Source organism: Anabaena sp. TISTR 8404, from assembly GCF_056847745.1.
This window is the reverse complement of the sequence record NZ_CP180578.1, coordinates 6,199,640-6,217,352: the sequence shown is the minus strand read 5'-3', so window position 1 is coordinate 6,217,352 and position 17,713 is coordinate 6,199,640. Positions and strand designations below refer to the sequence as shown.

General features: G+C 40.9%; 13 protein-coding genes. 9 read left to right on the top strand and 4 right to left on the bottom strand.

The window, feature by feature from the left end; all coding sequences use genetic code 11:
* Positions 1–192 precede the first annotated feature (192 nt).
* Complete coding sequence (locus ACMX3D_RS26935; protein ID WP_482748840.1) at positions 193–1,434, bottom strand: glycoside hydrolase family 10-like protein; 1,242 nt, start codon at positions 1,432–1,434, stop codon at positions 193–195.
* A 369-nt stretch (positions 1,435–1,803) separates the two neighbouring features.
* Here ACMX3D_RS26935 and ACMX3D_RS26930 point away from each other — a divergent pair, with 369 nt between their 5' ends.
* The 3 genes from ACMX3D_RS26930 to ACMX3D_RS26920 all read left to right on the top strand — a co-directional run bounded on the left by ACMX3D_RS26930 (position 1,804) and on the right by ACMX3D_RS26920 (position 4,849).
* Positions 1,804–2,301 (top strand): hypothetical protein, encoded by a 498-nt coding sequence (locus ACMX3D_RS26930; protein ID WP_482748839.1) that lies wholly within the window; start codon positions 1,804–1,806, stop codon positions 2,299–2,301.
* 683 nt (positions 2,302–2,984) lie between these two features.
* Entirely contained in the window at positions 2,985–4,115 is a 1,131-nt protein-coding gene (locus ACMX3D_RS26925) for a hypothetical protein (protein ID WP_482748838.1), read from the top strand.
* Between the two features lie 134 nt (positions 4,116–4,249).
* The gene (locus ACMX3D_RS26920; RefSeq protein WP_482748837.1) at positions 4,250–4,849 is read left to right on the top strand and encodes a class I SAM-dependent methyltransferase; all 600 of its coding nucleotides are present in this window, start codon (positions 4,250–4,252) and stop codon (positions 4,847–4,849) included.
* Positions 4,850–5,161: 312 nt separating this feature from the next.
* Here ACMX3D_RS26920 and recR read toward each other — a convergent pair whose 3' ends face one another.
* Positions 5,162–5,719: a recombination mediator RecR gene (gene recR, locus ACMX3D_RS26915; protein WP_482752436.1), complete on the bottom strand. Its 558-nt coding sequence runs from the start codon at positions 5,717–5,719 to the stop codon at positions 5,162–5,164.
* Positions 5,720–6,114: 395 nt separating this feature from the next.
* Between recR and ACMX3D_RS26910 the strand changes: the two genes are divergently transcribed.
* From ACMX3D_RS26910 to ACMX3D_RS26885, 6 genes are all read left to right on the top strand, one after another.
* Positions 6,115–6,747: a ParA family protein gene (locus tag ACMX3D_RS26910; protein WP_482748836.1), complete on the top strand. Its 633-nt coding sequence runs from the start codon at positions 6,115–6,117 to the stop codon at positions 6,745–6,747.
* Positions 6,747–7,298 (top strand): hypothetical protein, encoded by a 552-nt coding sequence (locus ACMX3D_RS26905; protein ID WP_482748835.1) that lies wholly within the window; start codon positions 6,747–6,749, stop codon positions 7,296–7,298. Before ACMX3D_RS26910 ends, ACMX3D_RS26905 begins: the two co-directional genes overlap by 1 nt.
* A 394-nt stretch (positions 7,299–7,692) precedes the next feature.
* Entirely contained in the window at positions 7,693–10,128 is a 2,436-nt protein-coding gene (pheT, locus tag ACMX3D_RS26900; RefSeq protein WP_482748834.1) for a phenylalanine--tRNA ligase subunit beta, read from the top strand.
* A gap of 293 nt (positions 10,129–10,421) precedes the next feature.
* Positions 10,422–10,691: a YciI family protein gene (locus tag ACMX3D_RS26895; protein WP_482748833.1), complete on the top strand. Its 270-nt coding sequence runs from the start codon at positions 10,422–10,424 to the stop codon at positions 10,689–10,691.
* A 414-nt stretch (positions 10,692–11,105) separates the two neighbouring features.
* A complete protein-coding gene (locus tag ACMX3D_RS26890; RefSeq protein WP_482748832.1) occupies positions 11,106–11,534 on the top strand; it encodes a hypothetical protein in 429 nt (142 codons plus the stop codon).
* 823 nt (positions 11,535–12,357) lie between these two features.
* Positions 12,358–15,927: a WD40 domain-containing protein gene (locus ACMX3D_RS26885; RefSeq protein ID WP_482748831.1), complete on the top strand. Its 3,570-nt coding sequence runs from the start codon at positions 12,358–12,360 to the stop codon at positions 15,925–15,927.
* A gap of 175 nt (positions 15,928–16,102) precedes the next feature.
* On the opposite strand, the gene ACMX3D_RS26880 is transcribed toward ACMX3D_RS26885, so the two are convergent.
* Both ACMX3D_RS26880 and ACMX3D_RS26875 read right to left on the bottom strand, forming a co-directional pair.
* A complete protein-coding gene (locus tag ACMX3D_RS26880; protein ID WP_482748830.1) occupies positions 16,103–16,708 on the bottom strand; it encodes a PEP-CTERM sorting domain-containing protein in 606 nt (201 codons plus the stop codon).
* 23 nt (positions 16,709–16,731) lie between these two features.
* Positions 16,732–17,397, bottom strand: a complete 666-nt coding sequence (locus ACMX3D_RS26875; protein ID WP_482748829.1) for a phytochelatin synthase family protein — start codon at positions 17,395–17,397, stop codon at positions 16,732–16,734.
* Positions 17,398–17,713: the final 316 nt, after the last annotated feature.

The window sequence follows — 17,713 nt, the reverse complement described above, 5'->3', positions numbered from 1 at the left end:
TTCACATAGCCTATATTTTTTATTAAGTCCTATATTGCTGCTTTCTGTAAATTAAATTTTTTAAAAGGTTGGCGGAATAAGAGCGATCGCAAGAATGTATGGGTGTATAGGTATAGGTGTACAAGTCTTCAAAACCCTTACACCCTATACCCCTTCGGCGCTGGCTGCTCTTGACAACCTGAGCTACCTTATCTACGGTTTCCAGCCTGCAAGTAAATTTGGGTAATTTACTGGGGTGGGGAACATCTTCTGTAAGCCGGCTTGACGCACTGAAGATGCTTCTTGGCTCAAGTTCCACAGCGTTTCATAGAAAAAGAAAGAGACACCAGCAAAGTTGCGATCGCGTACTTTCTGCACCTGGGTTTGAATTTGGGCGATGGGTACGTTTTTATTTTTCAATCCAGTTATAATTCCTATACTCACAGGAATATGACTGCGTGCAGCTTTCACTTCTGGATACTCTAATTCTTTGATAAATACATTTAAGTCATCTCGATATATCTGCAATACTAATTCTTCCACAAGTCCCATCCGTTCCCATTTTTGCCAGTCGGCTAAAAAGTACTCGTAAGAAAAACGCTGAGGATTAGGTGCAACAGAAACTAAACAGTTCTTTTTCGTGGTTTTAATAGCTGTGAACACCTGCTTCATAAAGTTGGTGATTTTATTCGCCCGCCAACGTACCCATTCTGGATCTTTGGGATTGTTTGAGGGCGCTTTTCCCCGGTGTTCTTTTTTGTAAAGTGCCACTGTATAAGCATCGTAGCCTAATTCGGAAGGCAACCCAAAATGGTCATCAAATTGAATCCCATCAACATCGTAGTTGCGGACAATTTCAACAATTAAATCTTGAATGAATTTCTGTACGTCTGGGTGGAAGGGATTTAACCAAACTCGGTCGTGTATCCCTTCTTTGACAATTTTTGTGCCATTGCTGCGACTGGTTAGCCATTGGGGACGATTTTTGGCTAATAAAGAATCGGCGGGAGCCATAAAGCCAAATTCAAACCAAGGAATTACGGTTAATCCTTTTTTGTGTCCCTCATCAACAATTTCTTTGAGCATATCTCGCCCTTGCAAACCCGGTGTCGAATCGAGCGATCGCCCAATAACTTTGGCGGCTACTTTGCTGGGATATAATGTATATCCCCAATTCCAAACCGCAGGATAAACAGTATTGAAGTTTAATTCATCCAAACCCTGCAAAGCATTCTTGAGACGGTTGCGTTCAAACAACACATCACTATCAATATTTGTTAACCATACTCCTCTTAATTCTGAACGCCCTGGAATATTTTGCGCCGCGATAGGAAATGAAAGCATGACTGTAGCAATCATACTGAGGATAACTATAACGGCAAATAAAGCTTGTTTTCGACTTTGACGAAAATTCCCAGAAAATAACTCAACACACCACTTTACAAAATTTTTCATATTTGGTTACAGACAAAAGAAAACTTGGAAAAATGACTGGAATATCTAGGCAGAAGTTGCTTTGTTATCTGTCACGTCAAATTAATTGCGAAAGACTTCACAACTCAGAATAACTCTGCATCCGCAGTCATTACCATTTTTTCTCTTGCAAAGAGAACATTGTAGTTATAGTTACTCCAAAGTTTATCTATTATCTGTAGATAAATGTTTACTTAGTTACCTAATATTGAATATTTAAGATTATGCTATTTATTACAAAAACTAAAAATCCACCAACTACCAGCACCATACTGATAATATAAGTAACCAATTATTTGGTGATTTCACTATAAAAATTAGCTATTTTTAAGACTAAGTGTAGGTTTTATCATGAATAATAATATAAGTAAATCACAAGACAGTGTAGGCAATCATGCAGCCACAGAGAGGTTAGCAAGAGCGATTAAAGTCGCAGGTGGGGAATTTTCTTTGATATTAGCCTGTTGTGACTCTATTCCTAGACGGCAGCAGATACTGAAGTTCTTAAAAGAATTGTCATCAGTAACCATCCAAGAAATTAAATTATCTTCTACCGATGAAACACTTTATACGACTATCATAAATACTCTCGGTATTTCTCATCCTCAAGCTTTAATGGTAAATGGATTAGAATCAGTGGTAGCAATCAATCAACTGCTGATCAGTACAAATCTGATGCGAGATGAATTTCGTAAAAATCTGCATTTTCCTGTAGTTTTATGGGTCAATAATGAAGTCCTCAGCAAGTTAATTTGGTTAGCACCTGATTTAAAAAACTGGGCGGCTACTACCATTAGGTTTGATATTGCTCACAATCAGTTAATTGAAAATCCAGCACTCAGTGCTTAACAGAATTTCATATATAGGAATCCGGTTTGATTACTGAAAATCCTTGTGTAGGTAGGCAACAGGGAACGGGGAACGGGGAACAGAGAACAGGAAAGTTAGATGTGTACTGATTTTTGAAAAAAATCAAATATGTGTCCTATATTAAATACTTATTTTTCAACCTACAAGGCGATGGTTTGATCAAATTTTAGAGTATGTTTGAAAAGTCTAAAATTCTATTAAAAACCCCTCTCCAAACCTCTCCCCTGCGAGGAGAGAGGCTTTGAAACCCCCCTTCCCTACAAGGGAATGGGGGCTTGGGGGGTTAGGTTTTTAAAATTTTGATGTTACCGACAATACTTTTCAAACAACCTCTTAGATTGTTAAATTTAAAAGGTATCAATTCTGCTCATTTATAAAGGTTTGCCAGAAAAAATCTACTTGGAATAAATCTAAAATCCGAAATCTAAAATCCAAAATTGGCTGACGTAAGAGTGTTATACATAGTTCCGTATGAAATTTTGGTAAAAATTACGGAACAAAGCATCCGTGTACCAGCGTCTCTCTTCATATCTGCTTCCAAAGACAGACACTTGTGTAATCCCAACTGCGTATAATTTTGGGACTGTATATTTTTTTGTCATTAATTACTAGATATTAGTTTTTAATGCCTTAATTAGTCGCTAACAGAGGCATTCTATTTGATGAAAGCTATGCTGAAAAGTTATCATATCACCAATCAAGCTCGAATTTTTACCGCTTTAGTTTTAACTGGCATTTTGTCTGTAGGCAGTGGATTAACTTTAGTTAAAAGTGCCACAGCAAACCCAGCCAACTTATCACCAGCAACCACTAATGAAGTTTATCTAAATAAAGCTAAACCAAATCGCTTACCGCCTTCAGTAGCTAACGCAGTAATAAAAGATTTAGCCCGCAGAGTAGGAATATCTACAAAAGAACTGCAAATCATTGATTATAGTCAAAAGACTTGGCGTAATGGTTGTTTGGAACTACCTCAACCAGATGAATTTTGCACACAAGCATTGGTTCCTGGTTGGCGGGTTGTGGTATCTAATGGCAGGCAAAAGTGGATTTATCACACTAATAATAATGGGCGTTCTTTACGTTTAGCTTCTGGAAATGTTTCCTTAGAGAAGCAACTACCACAAAAAGTTAGAAATGCAGTTTTACAGCAAGCTCAAGAAGTTTCAGGATTGTCAGCACGATCGCTCAGTATTCTAGATTTTAAAACAACTAATTGGGCAGATGGTTGCGATCGCTCCACCCATCCCAATCCTTGCGATCGCATTCTTGTCTCTGGTTGGCAAGTAACTGTAGGCGCAGCAAATCAGCGCTGGGTGTTCTTGTCTGATAACAATGGTTCACGCGTCAGACTGGCTCAAAGCGATAACGCATCTAACACAGTCAAGCCTGTACCCATTCCAGCCAGTGAATTACCTCTACCTTTAGACCAAGGTGTTGTATTTCGCTACATCTCCAGTGGCGGTTTTACTGCTAGAACCTACGAAACAGTCTTACGTAATGATGGAACTGTGATTCGTGTACGCATTGGCGACGCTAATGATTCAGAACGCAGTATCCGCCGTGTTTCTCCCCAACAAGTGCAACAGTTTGAACAATTGCTACAACACACCAGAAGGGAATTTAGAAATATAAGTTATCCAGCACCCAGCGGCGCAGCTGACTTTATTACTTACACCCTGACTAGTCGAGATGGTACAGTGCAGTACAACGATATATCTCAAAATAACTTGCCTGCAAATTTACGACGAGTCGCTAACGCCTGGGAACAGGTTCTAGCGAATAATAAATAGTCTTGAGTGTCGTTCTACTTACTGTATAATCGGGTCAACTTTTTAGCGCTGAATGACAAAATTAATCATAAAAGCGCTACATCCTCACAAGGGCGGCGCTTTGCATTGGACAATAGTTAGGAGATCACATCATCATGAATCCGAATGCTACAGCCGCCCGCTATGATCAAATTGCCCAATGGTGGCAGACAAAGCATCAAGATTCGTTATATGGAATCGCACAATTAGAACGGGCTATTAAATTTACTTCTGCGAGGAATTCAGCTATGGATATAGGCTGTGGAAGTAGCGGACGTTTTATTAGCACCTTAAGCAAGCATGGATTTCAGGTTGAAGGACTTGATATTTCCGCAGAAATGATCAATGTAGCTAAGCAACTACATCCAGAAATTACGTTTTACACCGAAGACATTTGCTGTTGGATTCCTCCCAAACTTTACAGCTTAATTTCTGCTTGGGACAGCATTTTTCATCTGCCTCTAGATATGCAAGAGCCTGTGATGAAAAAGCTATGCGATGCTCTTGAACCAGACGGAGTTCTCCTGTTCACCTGTGGTGGCGGACATACCAGTGGCGAAATTTCGGGGTCATTTCAAGGTCTAGACTTTGACTACAGCACTTTGGGTATAGATGCTTTAATACAGATTCTCACTGAGCGTCACTGCACATGCCGCCATCTTGAATATGACCAATATCCTGAGAATCATGTTTATATAATTGCTCAGAAGATTTGAAGAAGAATCCAGCACTCAGAATTCAAACGCACCGTGAATCTCTTGGCGGTGCGTTATGGACGATAGTCCTAACGCACCCTACTGGACTAACCTCTGTACGTAAGTCATAATCTTAAACTCACATTACATTTACTGTGAGCGATCGCAGCGGTAAACCAAGTTTATTTGTCTACGATTTGCACCAGCAACAGCCAGTGCGGATTTCTTTAACCCCAGGTCATGGGCGGGAGATAATTTGCTTGTACCTTTGGAAGATCAACAACAGCAAATTTCCCAAACACTCTTGATTTCGATTCAGTCCCAGCCTAAAAATTAATCTAACTCTCGCCGTCCTTCCAAGGCTCTGGCCAAGGTTACTTCATCGGCGTATTCTAAATCTCCACCTACAGGTAAGCCAAAGGCAATCCGCGTCACCTTAGTAAAGGGTTTCAGTAATTGACCAATATACAGTGTAGTGGTTTCCCCTTCTACACTTGGACTAATTGCTAAAATCACTTCCTGGGGTTTTTGCTGACTCACCCGCCGCACCAAAGCTTGGAGATTCAACTGTTCTGGGCCAATCCCATCCATTGGTGAAATCACTCCACCTAAAACATGATACTTACCTTTGTATTCGCGGGTTTTTTCCAGCGCAATCACATCACGCGAATCAGCCACCACACAGATAGTTTGATTGTCGCGGTTGGGATTACGGCAGATTTCACAAACCGGCTCCGCAGATAAGTGAAAGCAGACTGAACACAAGCCAATTTGTTTTTTCGCTTCAATCAATGCTTGCGCTAAAGCTTCTACTTCTGTTTCTGGTCGTTTTAAAATGTGCAAAGCCAATCGCTGGGCTGATTTAGGGCCAACTCCTGGTAGGCGTTGCAGCTGTTCAATTAACCGTGCTAAAGGACGTGCGTAAACCGTGGTCTTGTCTCCAGAATGTGTTTTACCTTAACTATGATGACATAGGCTGACAGGGAAGAGAGAACAGGGGTAAAATCACTACTGTTGTTTTGGTATAAGCTTTGTTGCAAGTGCGATCGCTATCTAGTCATCTTGCAAGAGTTAATTATTACTATTTGTATCGGTCTCCTGCCTTTTTGATTCTGACAAGTTTTTCTGCTACTTTGGGTCACACAAAGCGGTATATTCTTGTATAGCAGGATAGAAAGCCATAGCAATTTTCAGAAAGAATGCAACAGAAGGATTTATAGAAGCCAAACAATCAAAGCTATTTGCCATCTAAAATCTAAAATCTAAAATCCAAAATTGTATAAGCAGTGCCAAAAATCGTCGCTATCCTCAACGGTAAAGGAGGAGTCGGCAAAACGACTACCTCAATCAATTTAGCTGCACAATTTGCTAAGCGAAAGAAAGTGCTACTGGTAGATGCAGATATTCAAGGTTCTGCCAGTTGGTGGTTTGGACGCAATGATCAAGGAATGGGATTTGATTTATCTCAAGAGACAGATCCACAACTTTTAGGCCATTTACGCAAAATAAAAGGTTACGATTTAGTAGTGGTGGATACGCCTCCAGCGCTGCACTCTGAAGCATTGGCAACAGTAGTAGCGATCGCAGATTATATACTTTTACCTACACCTCCATCCGCAATGGATTTAGCTGTTCTCATTGACACAGTTAAATCAGCAGTCGTCCCCACAGGAGTTCCCCATCGTGTACTCTTAACTAAAGTCGATGCGCGGAGTATTGGTGAAGCTATGGAAGCGCAAAACACTCTCGTCAAACTAGGAATTCCCGTTTGCAAAGGCTTCATTCGTACTTATAAAGCTCATGAACGAGCTGCATTAGAGGGTGTTGCAATCAATCAATGGCGAGGCAAAAATGCTTGGGAGGCGGAATCAGACTACCGCCGCGTGGCTGATGAACTACAGCGTGATTGGAGAAAATAATGGCTAGAAAACAAAATCTCTCTGACTTAATTCAAGCAGAAGCACAAAAATTAACACCGAATAGTGCAGTAGATGAAGCTGCAATTGAAGTTCCGGCTGTCGCAGTTACCGAACAAACAGCGACTACAGATGAAGAAACATCTGAGTCAACCCCGGCTAAACGTAATACTTCTACCAAAGCAGATTTAGAAGCTACTATTAAAGATTTAAAAACAACTTTAGAAAAAAATCAGGAAACAGAAACAGCGCTGCAAAAGCAAATTAAAGAATTACAATCAGCTTTATCCGAACAGCAAGCATCGGTAGAACGCTTAACAAAAGAGCTTGAAGAAGCGAAAAAAACAGCACTCCACCTGGCAGAAGCTAATTCTAAACTAATAGAAGAAAATAAAGCTTTACAACAACCAAAAGCCAGCATTGTCCCCCAGAAAAAAGAAACTTATAAGCCAGTAGTTGATTACAGAAAATCTCATCGCGCCCCCGAAAAACTACCCGATATGCCCGCAGAAACCAAAGATGATTTTGCATCAAATACTTGGTTATATGACTGAAGTCTGAAGTGTGAAGTGTGAAGTCTGAAATGAAGAAAATCTGGTAATTTACTAGTGGGTGAAGACAAGGGAGATGAGAGAGAAATAACTCTTAACTCAGCACTCAGCGAGAAGTTGCGTGCGGTGAGCCACTTGCGGTGGACGGGTTTCCCGGCATAAGCAAAGTGGCGAATCCGAAGGAGGGTTCCCCCCGTTGAGCAAACTTCGGTGACTCAGCACTTTCAACTCGTAGGCACTCAGCACTCAGCACTTTCAACTCGTAGTAGGATCGTTCAAGTGAATGGGTGAACCTGATGCGGCTATAAGCGATGCCTAACGGCAAACTGCAAAGCGTCTACGCCATCAGACACCCTAAAATTGAAGCAAACGACGAATCCTAAAACAAGCACACTCCATGCGAATCTCTCTTAACTGGCTGCGGGAACTAGTAGAAATCAAACTAAGCCCAGAAGAATTAGCCCATACCCTGACAATGGCTGGGTTTGAGGTAGAAGATATTGAAGACCGCCGCACTTGGGCGAATGGCGTTGTTGTGGGGAGAGTGCTTGAACGTCAACCCCACCCCAACGCTGATAAATTAAGTGTGTGTCAAGTAGATGTCGGTGCGGCTGAGACTTTAAATATTGTCTGCGGTGCATCCAACGTCCGGGCTGATATTTATGTCCCAGTCGCCACTGTTGGCACTTATTTACCTAACATCGATTTAAAAATTAAACCCGCAAAACTTCGCGGTGTCCCATCTCAAGGCATGATTTGTTCTTTAAAAGAACTTGGTTTGCCGAGCGATGTAGATGGAATTCATATTTTTCCTGGAGAAAATCTATCTGTAGGTAGTGATGTCCGCCCGTTACTTGGTTTAGATGATGTCATTTTAGATGTCACTGCCACTGCTAACCGCGCTGATGCTTTAAGTATGGTAGGAATAGCGCGGGAAGTCGCAGCTTTGACTGGTGGTAAGCTAAGTATTCCCGAACCTGGGGAAGTCGCCGTCACTCAAAATGCAGGCAAGTTAGCGTTAAAAATTGCCGATACCCAAGCTTGCCCTGCTTACATTGGTACAGTAATTGAACAGGTAAAAATCGCCCCGTCACCTGAGTGGTTGCAACAACGCTTGCGGGCTGCGGGAGTGCGACCCATTAATAATGTAGTTGATATTACTAACTATGTATTGTTGGAATGGGGACAACCTCTCCATGCTTTTGACAAAGAGCGTTTACAAGCTGTCGCAGGTAATGGCAACTTAACGATTGGTGTACGTTTTGCTTATCAAGGAGAATCACTAAAAACCCTAGATGGGCAAACTCGCACCTTAACAACACAGAATTTATTAATTACTGCTAACGACAAACCTGTGGCTTTAGCGGGAGTCATGGGAGGCGAAGAAACTGAAGTTGATGAGGGTTCACAAAACTTAGTTTTAGAAGCAGCATTGTTTGATTCTGTTGCTATTCGCCGTTCCTCTCGTGCTGTGGGGTTACGTAGTGAAGCTTCCGGGAGATACGAACGAGGTGTAAACCGGGCAGAATTGGAAATTGCTTGTCGCCGCGCTTTAGCTTTAATTAGCGAATTGGCAAACGGTGTCATTATCCATCAAGAAATTGCCGATACTCGCCCAGATCCTGCTACTTGGAGTCGTTCTATTGCCTTGCGTTTAGATAGAGTAAATGAAGTGTTGGGGCCGACTGATTTAGGCGAAGACACAGGAGAATTACATGAAAGCGACGTTGAGCGGATTTTAACTGCTTTGGGATGTCAGCTAACACCATCGGGAGAACGCACGTGGAATGTGGCTGTTCCTCCTTATCGTTACCGCGACTTAGAACGAGAAATTGATTTAATTGAAGAAATTGCTCGTCTCTACGGCTATGATAATTTCTGCGATACCTTACCCCAAAAAGCGGAAGCTGGCTATTTACCAATAGACCAGGAATTAGTGAGAAAATTACGTGCTTCCTTACGGGCAGAAGGTTTGACAGAATTAGTTCAATATTCCCTGGTAAAACCAGGGGACGATCGCCAGATAGTATTAAGCAATCCCTTATTTACAGAATATTCGGCATTACGCACCGATCTAATTTCTGGGTTGATTGATGCTTTTCAATATAACTTAGAACAAGGTAACGGTTCCCTCAACGGCTTTGAAATCGGGCGAATTTTCCAGCATGAAGAAGATGGTTTGCACGAAGCAGATGCGATCGCTGGTATCTTGGGAGGAGACAGAACCCTCGGCAAATGGTCAAAAGGTGGACGCGAACAACCAATGACTTGGTTTGAAGCCAAAGGTATTCTGGAAAGCGTTTTTCAGCAACTAGGCATACAAGTAGAATATCAACCAGATTGTCGTGATGAACGTTTGCATCCCGGACGCACTGCTTCTCTGTGGACAGGTGGAAACCGACTTGGTGTATTTGGTCAACTCCATCCCCAACTGCGCCGCGAAAAAGACTTACCAGATTCCGTTTACTTGTTCCAGTTAGATTTAAATGTGTTGCTGGATGCGTTAGATCAAGATGAAATCCTGATTCCGGCATTCAAATCTTATTCTAATTATCCAGCCAGCGATCGCGATATTGCCTTTTTCGCCCCAGTCAAAGTGTCTGTGGGAGAACTTGAAAAAGCCATTACCAAAGCAGGTAAGGGCTTACTAGAATCTGTCGAAATCTTTGATGAATATCGTGGCGAAAACGTCCCCCAAGGACAGCGGAGTTTAGCATTTCGTCTAGTATATCGGGCAAGCGATCGCACCCTCACCGATGCCGAAGTCGAACCTGTACACAACAAAGTGCGTGAAGCCTTAGTCGAAAAATTCGGTGTTAACTTGAGAAGTTAAAAAAAAGCAACAGTGCAAGAGTGCAGAGGAACACTTATTAATCCTCACTCAGCACTCAGGTAATCTTTGTAGGGTGTGTTGTCGCATAGCGCAACGCACCATCTGAAATTTGTGGTGCGTTAGGACGGAACGTCCATAACGCACCCTACCAAATAAAACTCAGCACAGGTGTGGATTTTACTGAAGCAGACAGGTAATATATTCAATGCGGCATAAATTAGGGAAAAGCTTACAGTTGTCAATCATGCCGTAGTTGTTTGTCGGTTTTAATTAAAGCAAATCCAAAAATTATCATGCCCAAATACGTACTCTGGGGAACTTACTGCGACGACGTTTTAGAAAAACGCGCTCCTTACCGTCAAGCTCATTTAGATGGTTTAGCCAAGCAAAAAGAATCTGGTGTGTTAATTACCATTGGCCCAACCAAAGATGTTACAAAAGTTTTTGGAATTTACGAAGCTGAAGACGAAGCCACAGTACGTCAATTAATTGAAAATGACCCTTATTGGCAACATGGTATTTGGACAGAATACTCCATCAAAGAATGGATTCAAGCTTTTTAAATTAGGGAATTGAAGCATGAGAATTCAGGAGCCAGAACTCTGAATTCAGAATGTCTTCTCCTGTGTTTGAATGAGATTTTTTGCTTTAAATATTTAATTCTTGCTGTCAATGTGTCAGTTTATTTATTGTCTACTAACGCTAGACAACAAGTTTTTAACTGAGTAGAACAGGTGGGAAAACCGAACCATGTAAATAAAAATGAACTAAACTAAAACCCTGTTCACTTCTGCCTTTTGCCTGATTTAAAAGTTAGAATTACTAACTTTTAGTAGATGTAATTATATTTGTATATATGTCATGATCAAAATATGTTGATCAGAGATAATCTGGCCGTTGTCTAGAATCAAAAAGGGTTAGCGATCGCACTTTATTTAGTTGTTCACCAATCGTTTAAATTTTAGAGGTTACTACCCATGCAACACATCCTAAAACGCGCATTTCTACCTAGTTTAATGGCAGCTAGTTTAACTAGTGTCAGTTTAATTCCGGCTCAACCTGCTGCTGCTGATGACCGAGTACTAAATAATGCAGCCATTGGAGCTGGTGCTAGTGTCATAACCGGAGCTATAACTGGTTGTGGTTCGGTATTAAATAATGCTGCCACAGGTGCTGCGGCTGGTGCTGCGGTTAATGGTGCCAACGGTCTGAGAACAAGAAGCGACAGAAGAGTTAACGGACGTAACATCATTCGAGATGCCGGCGTAGGGGCAGGCGCTGGTGTAGTGGCTGGTGCAATTACTGGTGGTTGTAGAAATACCTTGAAAAATGGCCTCAATGGTGCAGCTGCTGGTGCAGCAGTGCATTTGTTAGATAGCAGACCCGCCAAAAATAGAAGAAGATAATTTATGATGGATAATTCGTAATTTTTTTACCAAGTACGAATTATCCATTGTGGATTATGCCAGTTTAAAAAATCTTGATAACCAATAAACAAAGTAGGGGTATACGTCTGTACGCCCCTACTTTGTTTGTGACTGGTAACCGTCATGTCGTGTCCAGTCAAAGCAGGGGAGAGAGTTTTATCTTGCTTGTACAGATGTATCGAACAACAACTGATTAGCTAGATATGATATCAAGGTGTATTCTATCAACTTGCAATCTGCTGTATTTTACACCAGTTTTTTATAGTGCCAAAAAATAAATTTATTGGTTAATAGCTAAACTCAGATTTATCTGATTAAAATAAGATTTCAGTCGATGTCAACAACTTGAGGCTTGAGAACTGAGAATTGATTTTCCGGCGAGATATAAGGTAGGTACAATATTTAAGCTTCCAACTAGCGGGGTGACGCACTAGCAAAATTTGACAGAAACAAAAAAACTATTTTTCTTTGCTGATAACCCTACACCCTTGTATTTTCACATTCCTGTGTTTCTTCAAAGTATCTCAGTAGGTAAAAATCCTTGATTGTAGTGGAATCGTCTTCAATTCATCCAAACATAATTTTGATTTTATCAACATAACCTAAAGACAGATAAGGAAAGTTAAGAGACTAATAAAAAAAATAGTGGACAGTTAAGACATTTAAGACATTTAAGGCATTTAAAAGCATTTAAAACATAAAAATAGCGAAATTATAAGCAATAAGAATCCAAAATTCTAGTGATATAATTCCATTTATCTAATGGCTATCAAAAATATTAATTAGTTATAAAGTTTAATTGGTGTCTTCTTTGGAAGATGCTTACGCTCATATGAAGTACCAAGTTGGTGGCAGTCTCCCTAGTAATGATCCTAGCTATGTTATTCGTAAGGCAGATAAACAACTATATGCCAGCTTAAAAGCAGGTGATTTTTGCTACGTTTTAAATTCCCGTCAAATGGGGAAATCATCTTTATTACATCGCACAAGTTATCATCTGACACAAGAAGGTCATAGTTGCGTTTACTTAGATGTAACTCGCTTAGGCAGTGAAGATACCACAGTTGAACAATGGTACAAAGGAATTATTCTGAGTCTTTTTTATAACTTAAATTTGGCTGAAAAAGTTAATTTTAAACAATGGTGGGAAATGCAAGCAGGTCTTTCCCCAGTAAAAAAATTAAATCAATTTGTAGAAGAAATATTGCTATCTCCAGAACAAAATCAACATATCTTTATTTTTATTGATGAAATTGACAGTTTGTTGAGTTTAAATTTTTCAGTCAATGATTTTTTTGCCTGGATTCGTCAGTGTTATAACCAAAGAGCGCACAATCCGAAATTTCAACGCTTAGGATTTGCCCTATTTGGAGTAGCTAGTCCCTCTGATCTAATTACCGACAAGCGCCGTACACCCTTTAACATTGGTACAGCAATTGAATTAAACGGTTTTAAACTAGATGAAGCGGCACCCTTACTCAAAGGGTTAGAAGGCGTAGTTAGTCAACCGCAAACAGTCTTAGAAAAAATTATTGAATGGACAAGTGGACAACCTTTTCTGACACAAAAACTATGTCAGTTAGTTGTCCAAATTGCTTGGCAAACAACCAACGGAAAAATTGATTTACCTCCAGCCACAGAAGGGTATTGGGTAGAGCAACTGGTACAAAAGCACATTATTCAACATTGGGAATCAAAAGACGAACCCGAACACCTGCGGACAATTCGCGATCGCCTACTTTTTGACGAACAACGTGCAGGACGCTTATTAGGACTTTATCAACAAGTGTTGCAAGCAGAAACAGCAGGCGAATATAGACAGGCTAATCATCCTGTAGTCCTCAACGATAGTCAAGAACAAACAGAATTATTGTTATCTGGTTTAGTCGAAAGACACAACGGTTATCTCAAAATTAAAAATCTAATTTATCGGAGTGTTTTTAATGAGCAATGGGTTTTCAGACAGTTAAATAATCTCCGTCCTTACTCGCAAATATTTAATGCTTGGGTATTATCAGGCTATCAAGATGAATCTCGCTTACTGCGGGGACAGGCTCTCAAAGATGCTCAAGATTGGGCGCAAGGCAAAAGTTTGAGTGATTTAGACTATAAATTTTTTGTTGCTAGTCAAGAATGCGAACGGCGCGAAGTGCAAACAGCCTTAGAAGCAGCCCGCGTTAAAGAAGTAGAAACACGACTAGTACAAGAGAGGAAAACAGCTTTATTGCAAAGATATCTGCTAGTTGCAGTCAGTATTGGGCTATTTGCCTCCACTAGTTTAGGAGTAGGAACATTCCTTTTGTACCGCCAAGCCAAAAAAAGCGGAACTCAAGCCAAAAATAGTGAAATTCGAGCGCTAATTTCTGCTTCTGAGGGAATGTTTGCTTCAAATCGCCGATTGGATGCACTGATACAAGCAATTAAAGCCAAACAAAAACTCCGCAAGCTAGGCACAGCAAACACAAAAATTGCCCGTCAGATAGATGCGGTATTACAGCAAGCAGTGTACGGAGCAGATGAATACAATCGTTTTTCAGGCCATACAGCAGCTGTTCTCGCCGTCGATGTCAGTCCTGACAGTTCTTTGATTGCTTCAGCAAGTACAGATAAAACCATCAAACTTTGGCGAACTGACGGTACAGAAGTAGCAACTCTCAAAGGTCATAAAGCAACAGTGAGAGCCATCGATTTTAGTTCTGATGGTCAGATGTTGGCATCGGCGAGTGAAGATGGCACTGTTAAACTATGGACAAGAGAAGGCACTTTGTTAAAGACACTCAAAGGTCACACTGCTTCAGTCTGGGGAGTCGCCTTTAGTCCTGATAGTCAGACTATTGCTTCTGCCAGTTACGACAGAACAGTCAAACTGTGGAAGCGAGACGGCACCTTGTTGAAAACTTTTTCAGGTGAAAGAGTGGGGTTTTGGGGAGTGGCCTTTAGTCCCGATGGTCAGACTCTGGCGGCTACAAGTATAGATGGGATAGTCAAACTTTGGCAAAAAGACAGTTCAGGCTGGCAAAATGCCAAGCTTCGACAAACTCTCCAAGGTCACACAGGATGGGTGATAGCAGTAGCTTTCAGCCCTGATGGTCAGATTCTAGCTTCAGGGAGTGAAGATAAAACTGTCAAACTTTGGCGACGAGAGCGCAAAGATGGCAGCTATCGTCTTGATAAAACGCTTCAAGGTCATAGTGCGGGGATTTGGGGAGTCGCTTTTAGTCCCGATAGTCAGACTATTGCTTCTGCCAGTCTTGACAAAACAATTAAACTTTGGAACATTGATGGTACAGAATTAAGAACGCTCAAAGGACACACGGCATCAGTTTGGGGAGTAAGTTTTAGCCCTGATGGTAGCTTTATTGCTTCAGCGGGTGCAGAAAACGTTGTTAGACTCTGGCAAAGTGAGAATCCATTTCAAAAGTCAATTATTGCCCATAAATCTGGAATTTGGTCATTAGATATTACCTCTGACAGTTCTACTATTGCTACAGCTGGTCACGAAAATACTGCTAAACTTTGGAGTCGCCAAGGTAAATTGCTGAAAACTTTTACGGAATCTGGAGGTGCAATTTTTGAGGTTTCATTTAGTCGTGATGGGAAGTTAATTGCCCTGCGCACTTACGGAGATACAATTAAAATCCAACAGCGAGACGGAACATTGGTCGCTAGTTACAAAGATCCGCTGGGTAAATTGATGGCAGCAGTATTGAGTCCTGATGGTCAAGCGATCGCCCTCGCAAATGTTGACAGAATTGCTCAGATATGGAAACGCAATCAACCTGCACCGCAACTTCTCAAAGGTCATCAAGCTGAAGTTTGGCAAGTTACATTTAGTCCTGACAGTCAGATACTTGCCACAGTCAGTGGCGATGGTACAGCTAAACTGTGGACGGTTGATGGTAAATTACTCACAACCCTTGTTGGACATTCTGCGTCTGTATGGAGAGCCACCTTTAGTCCTGACGGTAAAATGGTGGCAACTGGCAGTGGTGACAATACAGTTAAGCTGTGGACAATTGAAGGCAAGTTATTGCAAACATTTAAAGGTCACACAGCGGCAATATGGGGAGTTGCTTTTAGTCCAGATGGTAAAATCTTGGCTTCTGGCAGTGTGGATGCTACCATCAAACTTTGGAAATTAGATGGTACAGAAATAACAACTCTCAGAGGACATACCGCAGCAATTCGGAAAATTGCCATCAGCCGCGACGGAACTTTTTTGGCTTCTGGCGGTGATGACAACACACTGATTCTGTGGAATCTGCCGCGCATTCTCAATTTAGATACACTGAAGTATGGTTGCTCTTTGGTGCAGGATTATTTGAAAACTAATACAACAGTAGAAAAGAGCGATCGCTCTTTGTGTGAATAGAAAATATAGCAGGGAACAGGCTTGAAAGCTGCTTATTAGACTTCTTGCATAAATATTTTTGGTGTTGCATAAATTAATCTATGCTTCGACTGCTGTATCACTACAAAAAAAATGCCAAAAATAACGCCTTCAAAAAAGCGAATGAAGGCGTTAATATAAGCTTTTATTAAAAATTTTAAGAAACTTTTTCGAGTTTCTTAGCAGTAAGTTTAGATGACTGTTTACGTTTGAGTGCTGAAGCTGCGCCGATAGTACCAAGGGCAAGAACACCAAGAACAGAGGTTGGTTCAGGGACGCTGACTATACTTGCAGAAAAATTAATGAGTAACTCACTATCTTCCGGGCCAAAATTTTCAAAACCTGGTGTTAATGGTGGCGCAGAAAAAACTTCTAAATAACCTGGGGTTGGCAAGAAACTAGCAAAAAATGGACTAGAATAGTTTCCCCCTGATGTGGAATAACCAAAACCATCACCTGTTAACTGCTGACTATTAAGACTAATTAAATTGTCAACAATAAAAGGTTCGTTTCCTGGTATGGGAGTTCCTGTAAGTTGCAAACCAGTGATTGTTTCACCGTTACGTGTACCACTAATGTTCAAAATTTGGTAAAAACCAAACTCATCAGGGGTGTCATTCGTAGTAAAATTACCACTCGCCTCGATACCAGTACCAGAATAATTCCACCTCCAAGTTAAAGCAGAGGCGGCTTGCACTGTTCCAAACATCAATCCAGATGTGGCTGCAAGGGCTGTAGTAGATAATAGAGCTAGATATTTCATGAATTGCCAACTTGCATCAACACTCAATCGTTTTCAGAATGGAGAGATTGTAAAGCGATTTCTGATGGATGAGATACTCCGTTACCTGCTAGATTAGCTTTTTCTAGTCTGCGCAGCACGATCATACCGCGAGAGCGATTTGAGGAGGAATCTTTATCCACGCAAGCGGCATATAAACGTTGAATTGGGCATGTCCAAAACCGGGTATATCGTTTGGGATTTGTATCGGCAATGGTGACTTCTTGAGTTTTCGGGTCGTAATCCGCTAATAAAGAGAAGTGACCACCTTCTAAACTAGGATTTTCATGAGCAATTCTGGTGTTGAAGTTGAGAATGTGAACATCATTTTCATCACAAACGGCTTTTTCAACTTCACGGATGAATGATTCGAGGGTGATGCTAGGTTTATCAAAATGATCCATCCGAATCGACAGCGGTAAGCCTTTTTTTTCTATGTAGAGTTTACAGGTGTCGTAAGTTTCTGCTAGTGTCATGCCATCATCTAACACTGATGCGATGGGTAGTTGAGTAACATAGAAAATTTCATCAACAGTTGTTAGAAAACCCAATGCGGTAAAAGCATAGGCGATCGCAGTCACGTTACAACAGTAAATTGGTTGTTGAAACTGGTGTAGCTGAATAATTTCCAAATCTTTTTTGGAAATTTGACCTATGTTATCAATATCCATTTATTTTTACTTTATAAATAATCCCCGACTTTAGCGGGGTTTTGCACGCATATATTTTCTGAGAATTTGGGCAAATAGACAAGGACAGATAAGACAGTTAAGCAAAAAAATAAGACAGATAAGACAGTTAAGCAAAATTAAGTGTTAATACTGTATAGCTAAATACGACTTCATTAAAGAAGTTGCTCTGTAGAGACAAGCTATGATGTACACACAAGTTTTTTTATCGACAATGTTAATGTAACGCCTCACATTGTGAATGTCATGCCGCGCATTGTTAATGTAACGCCGCGCATTGCGAATGTTATGCCGCGCA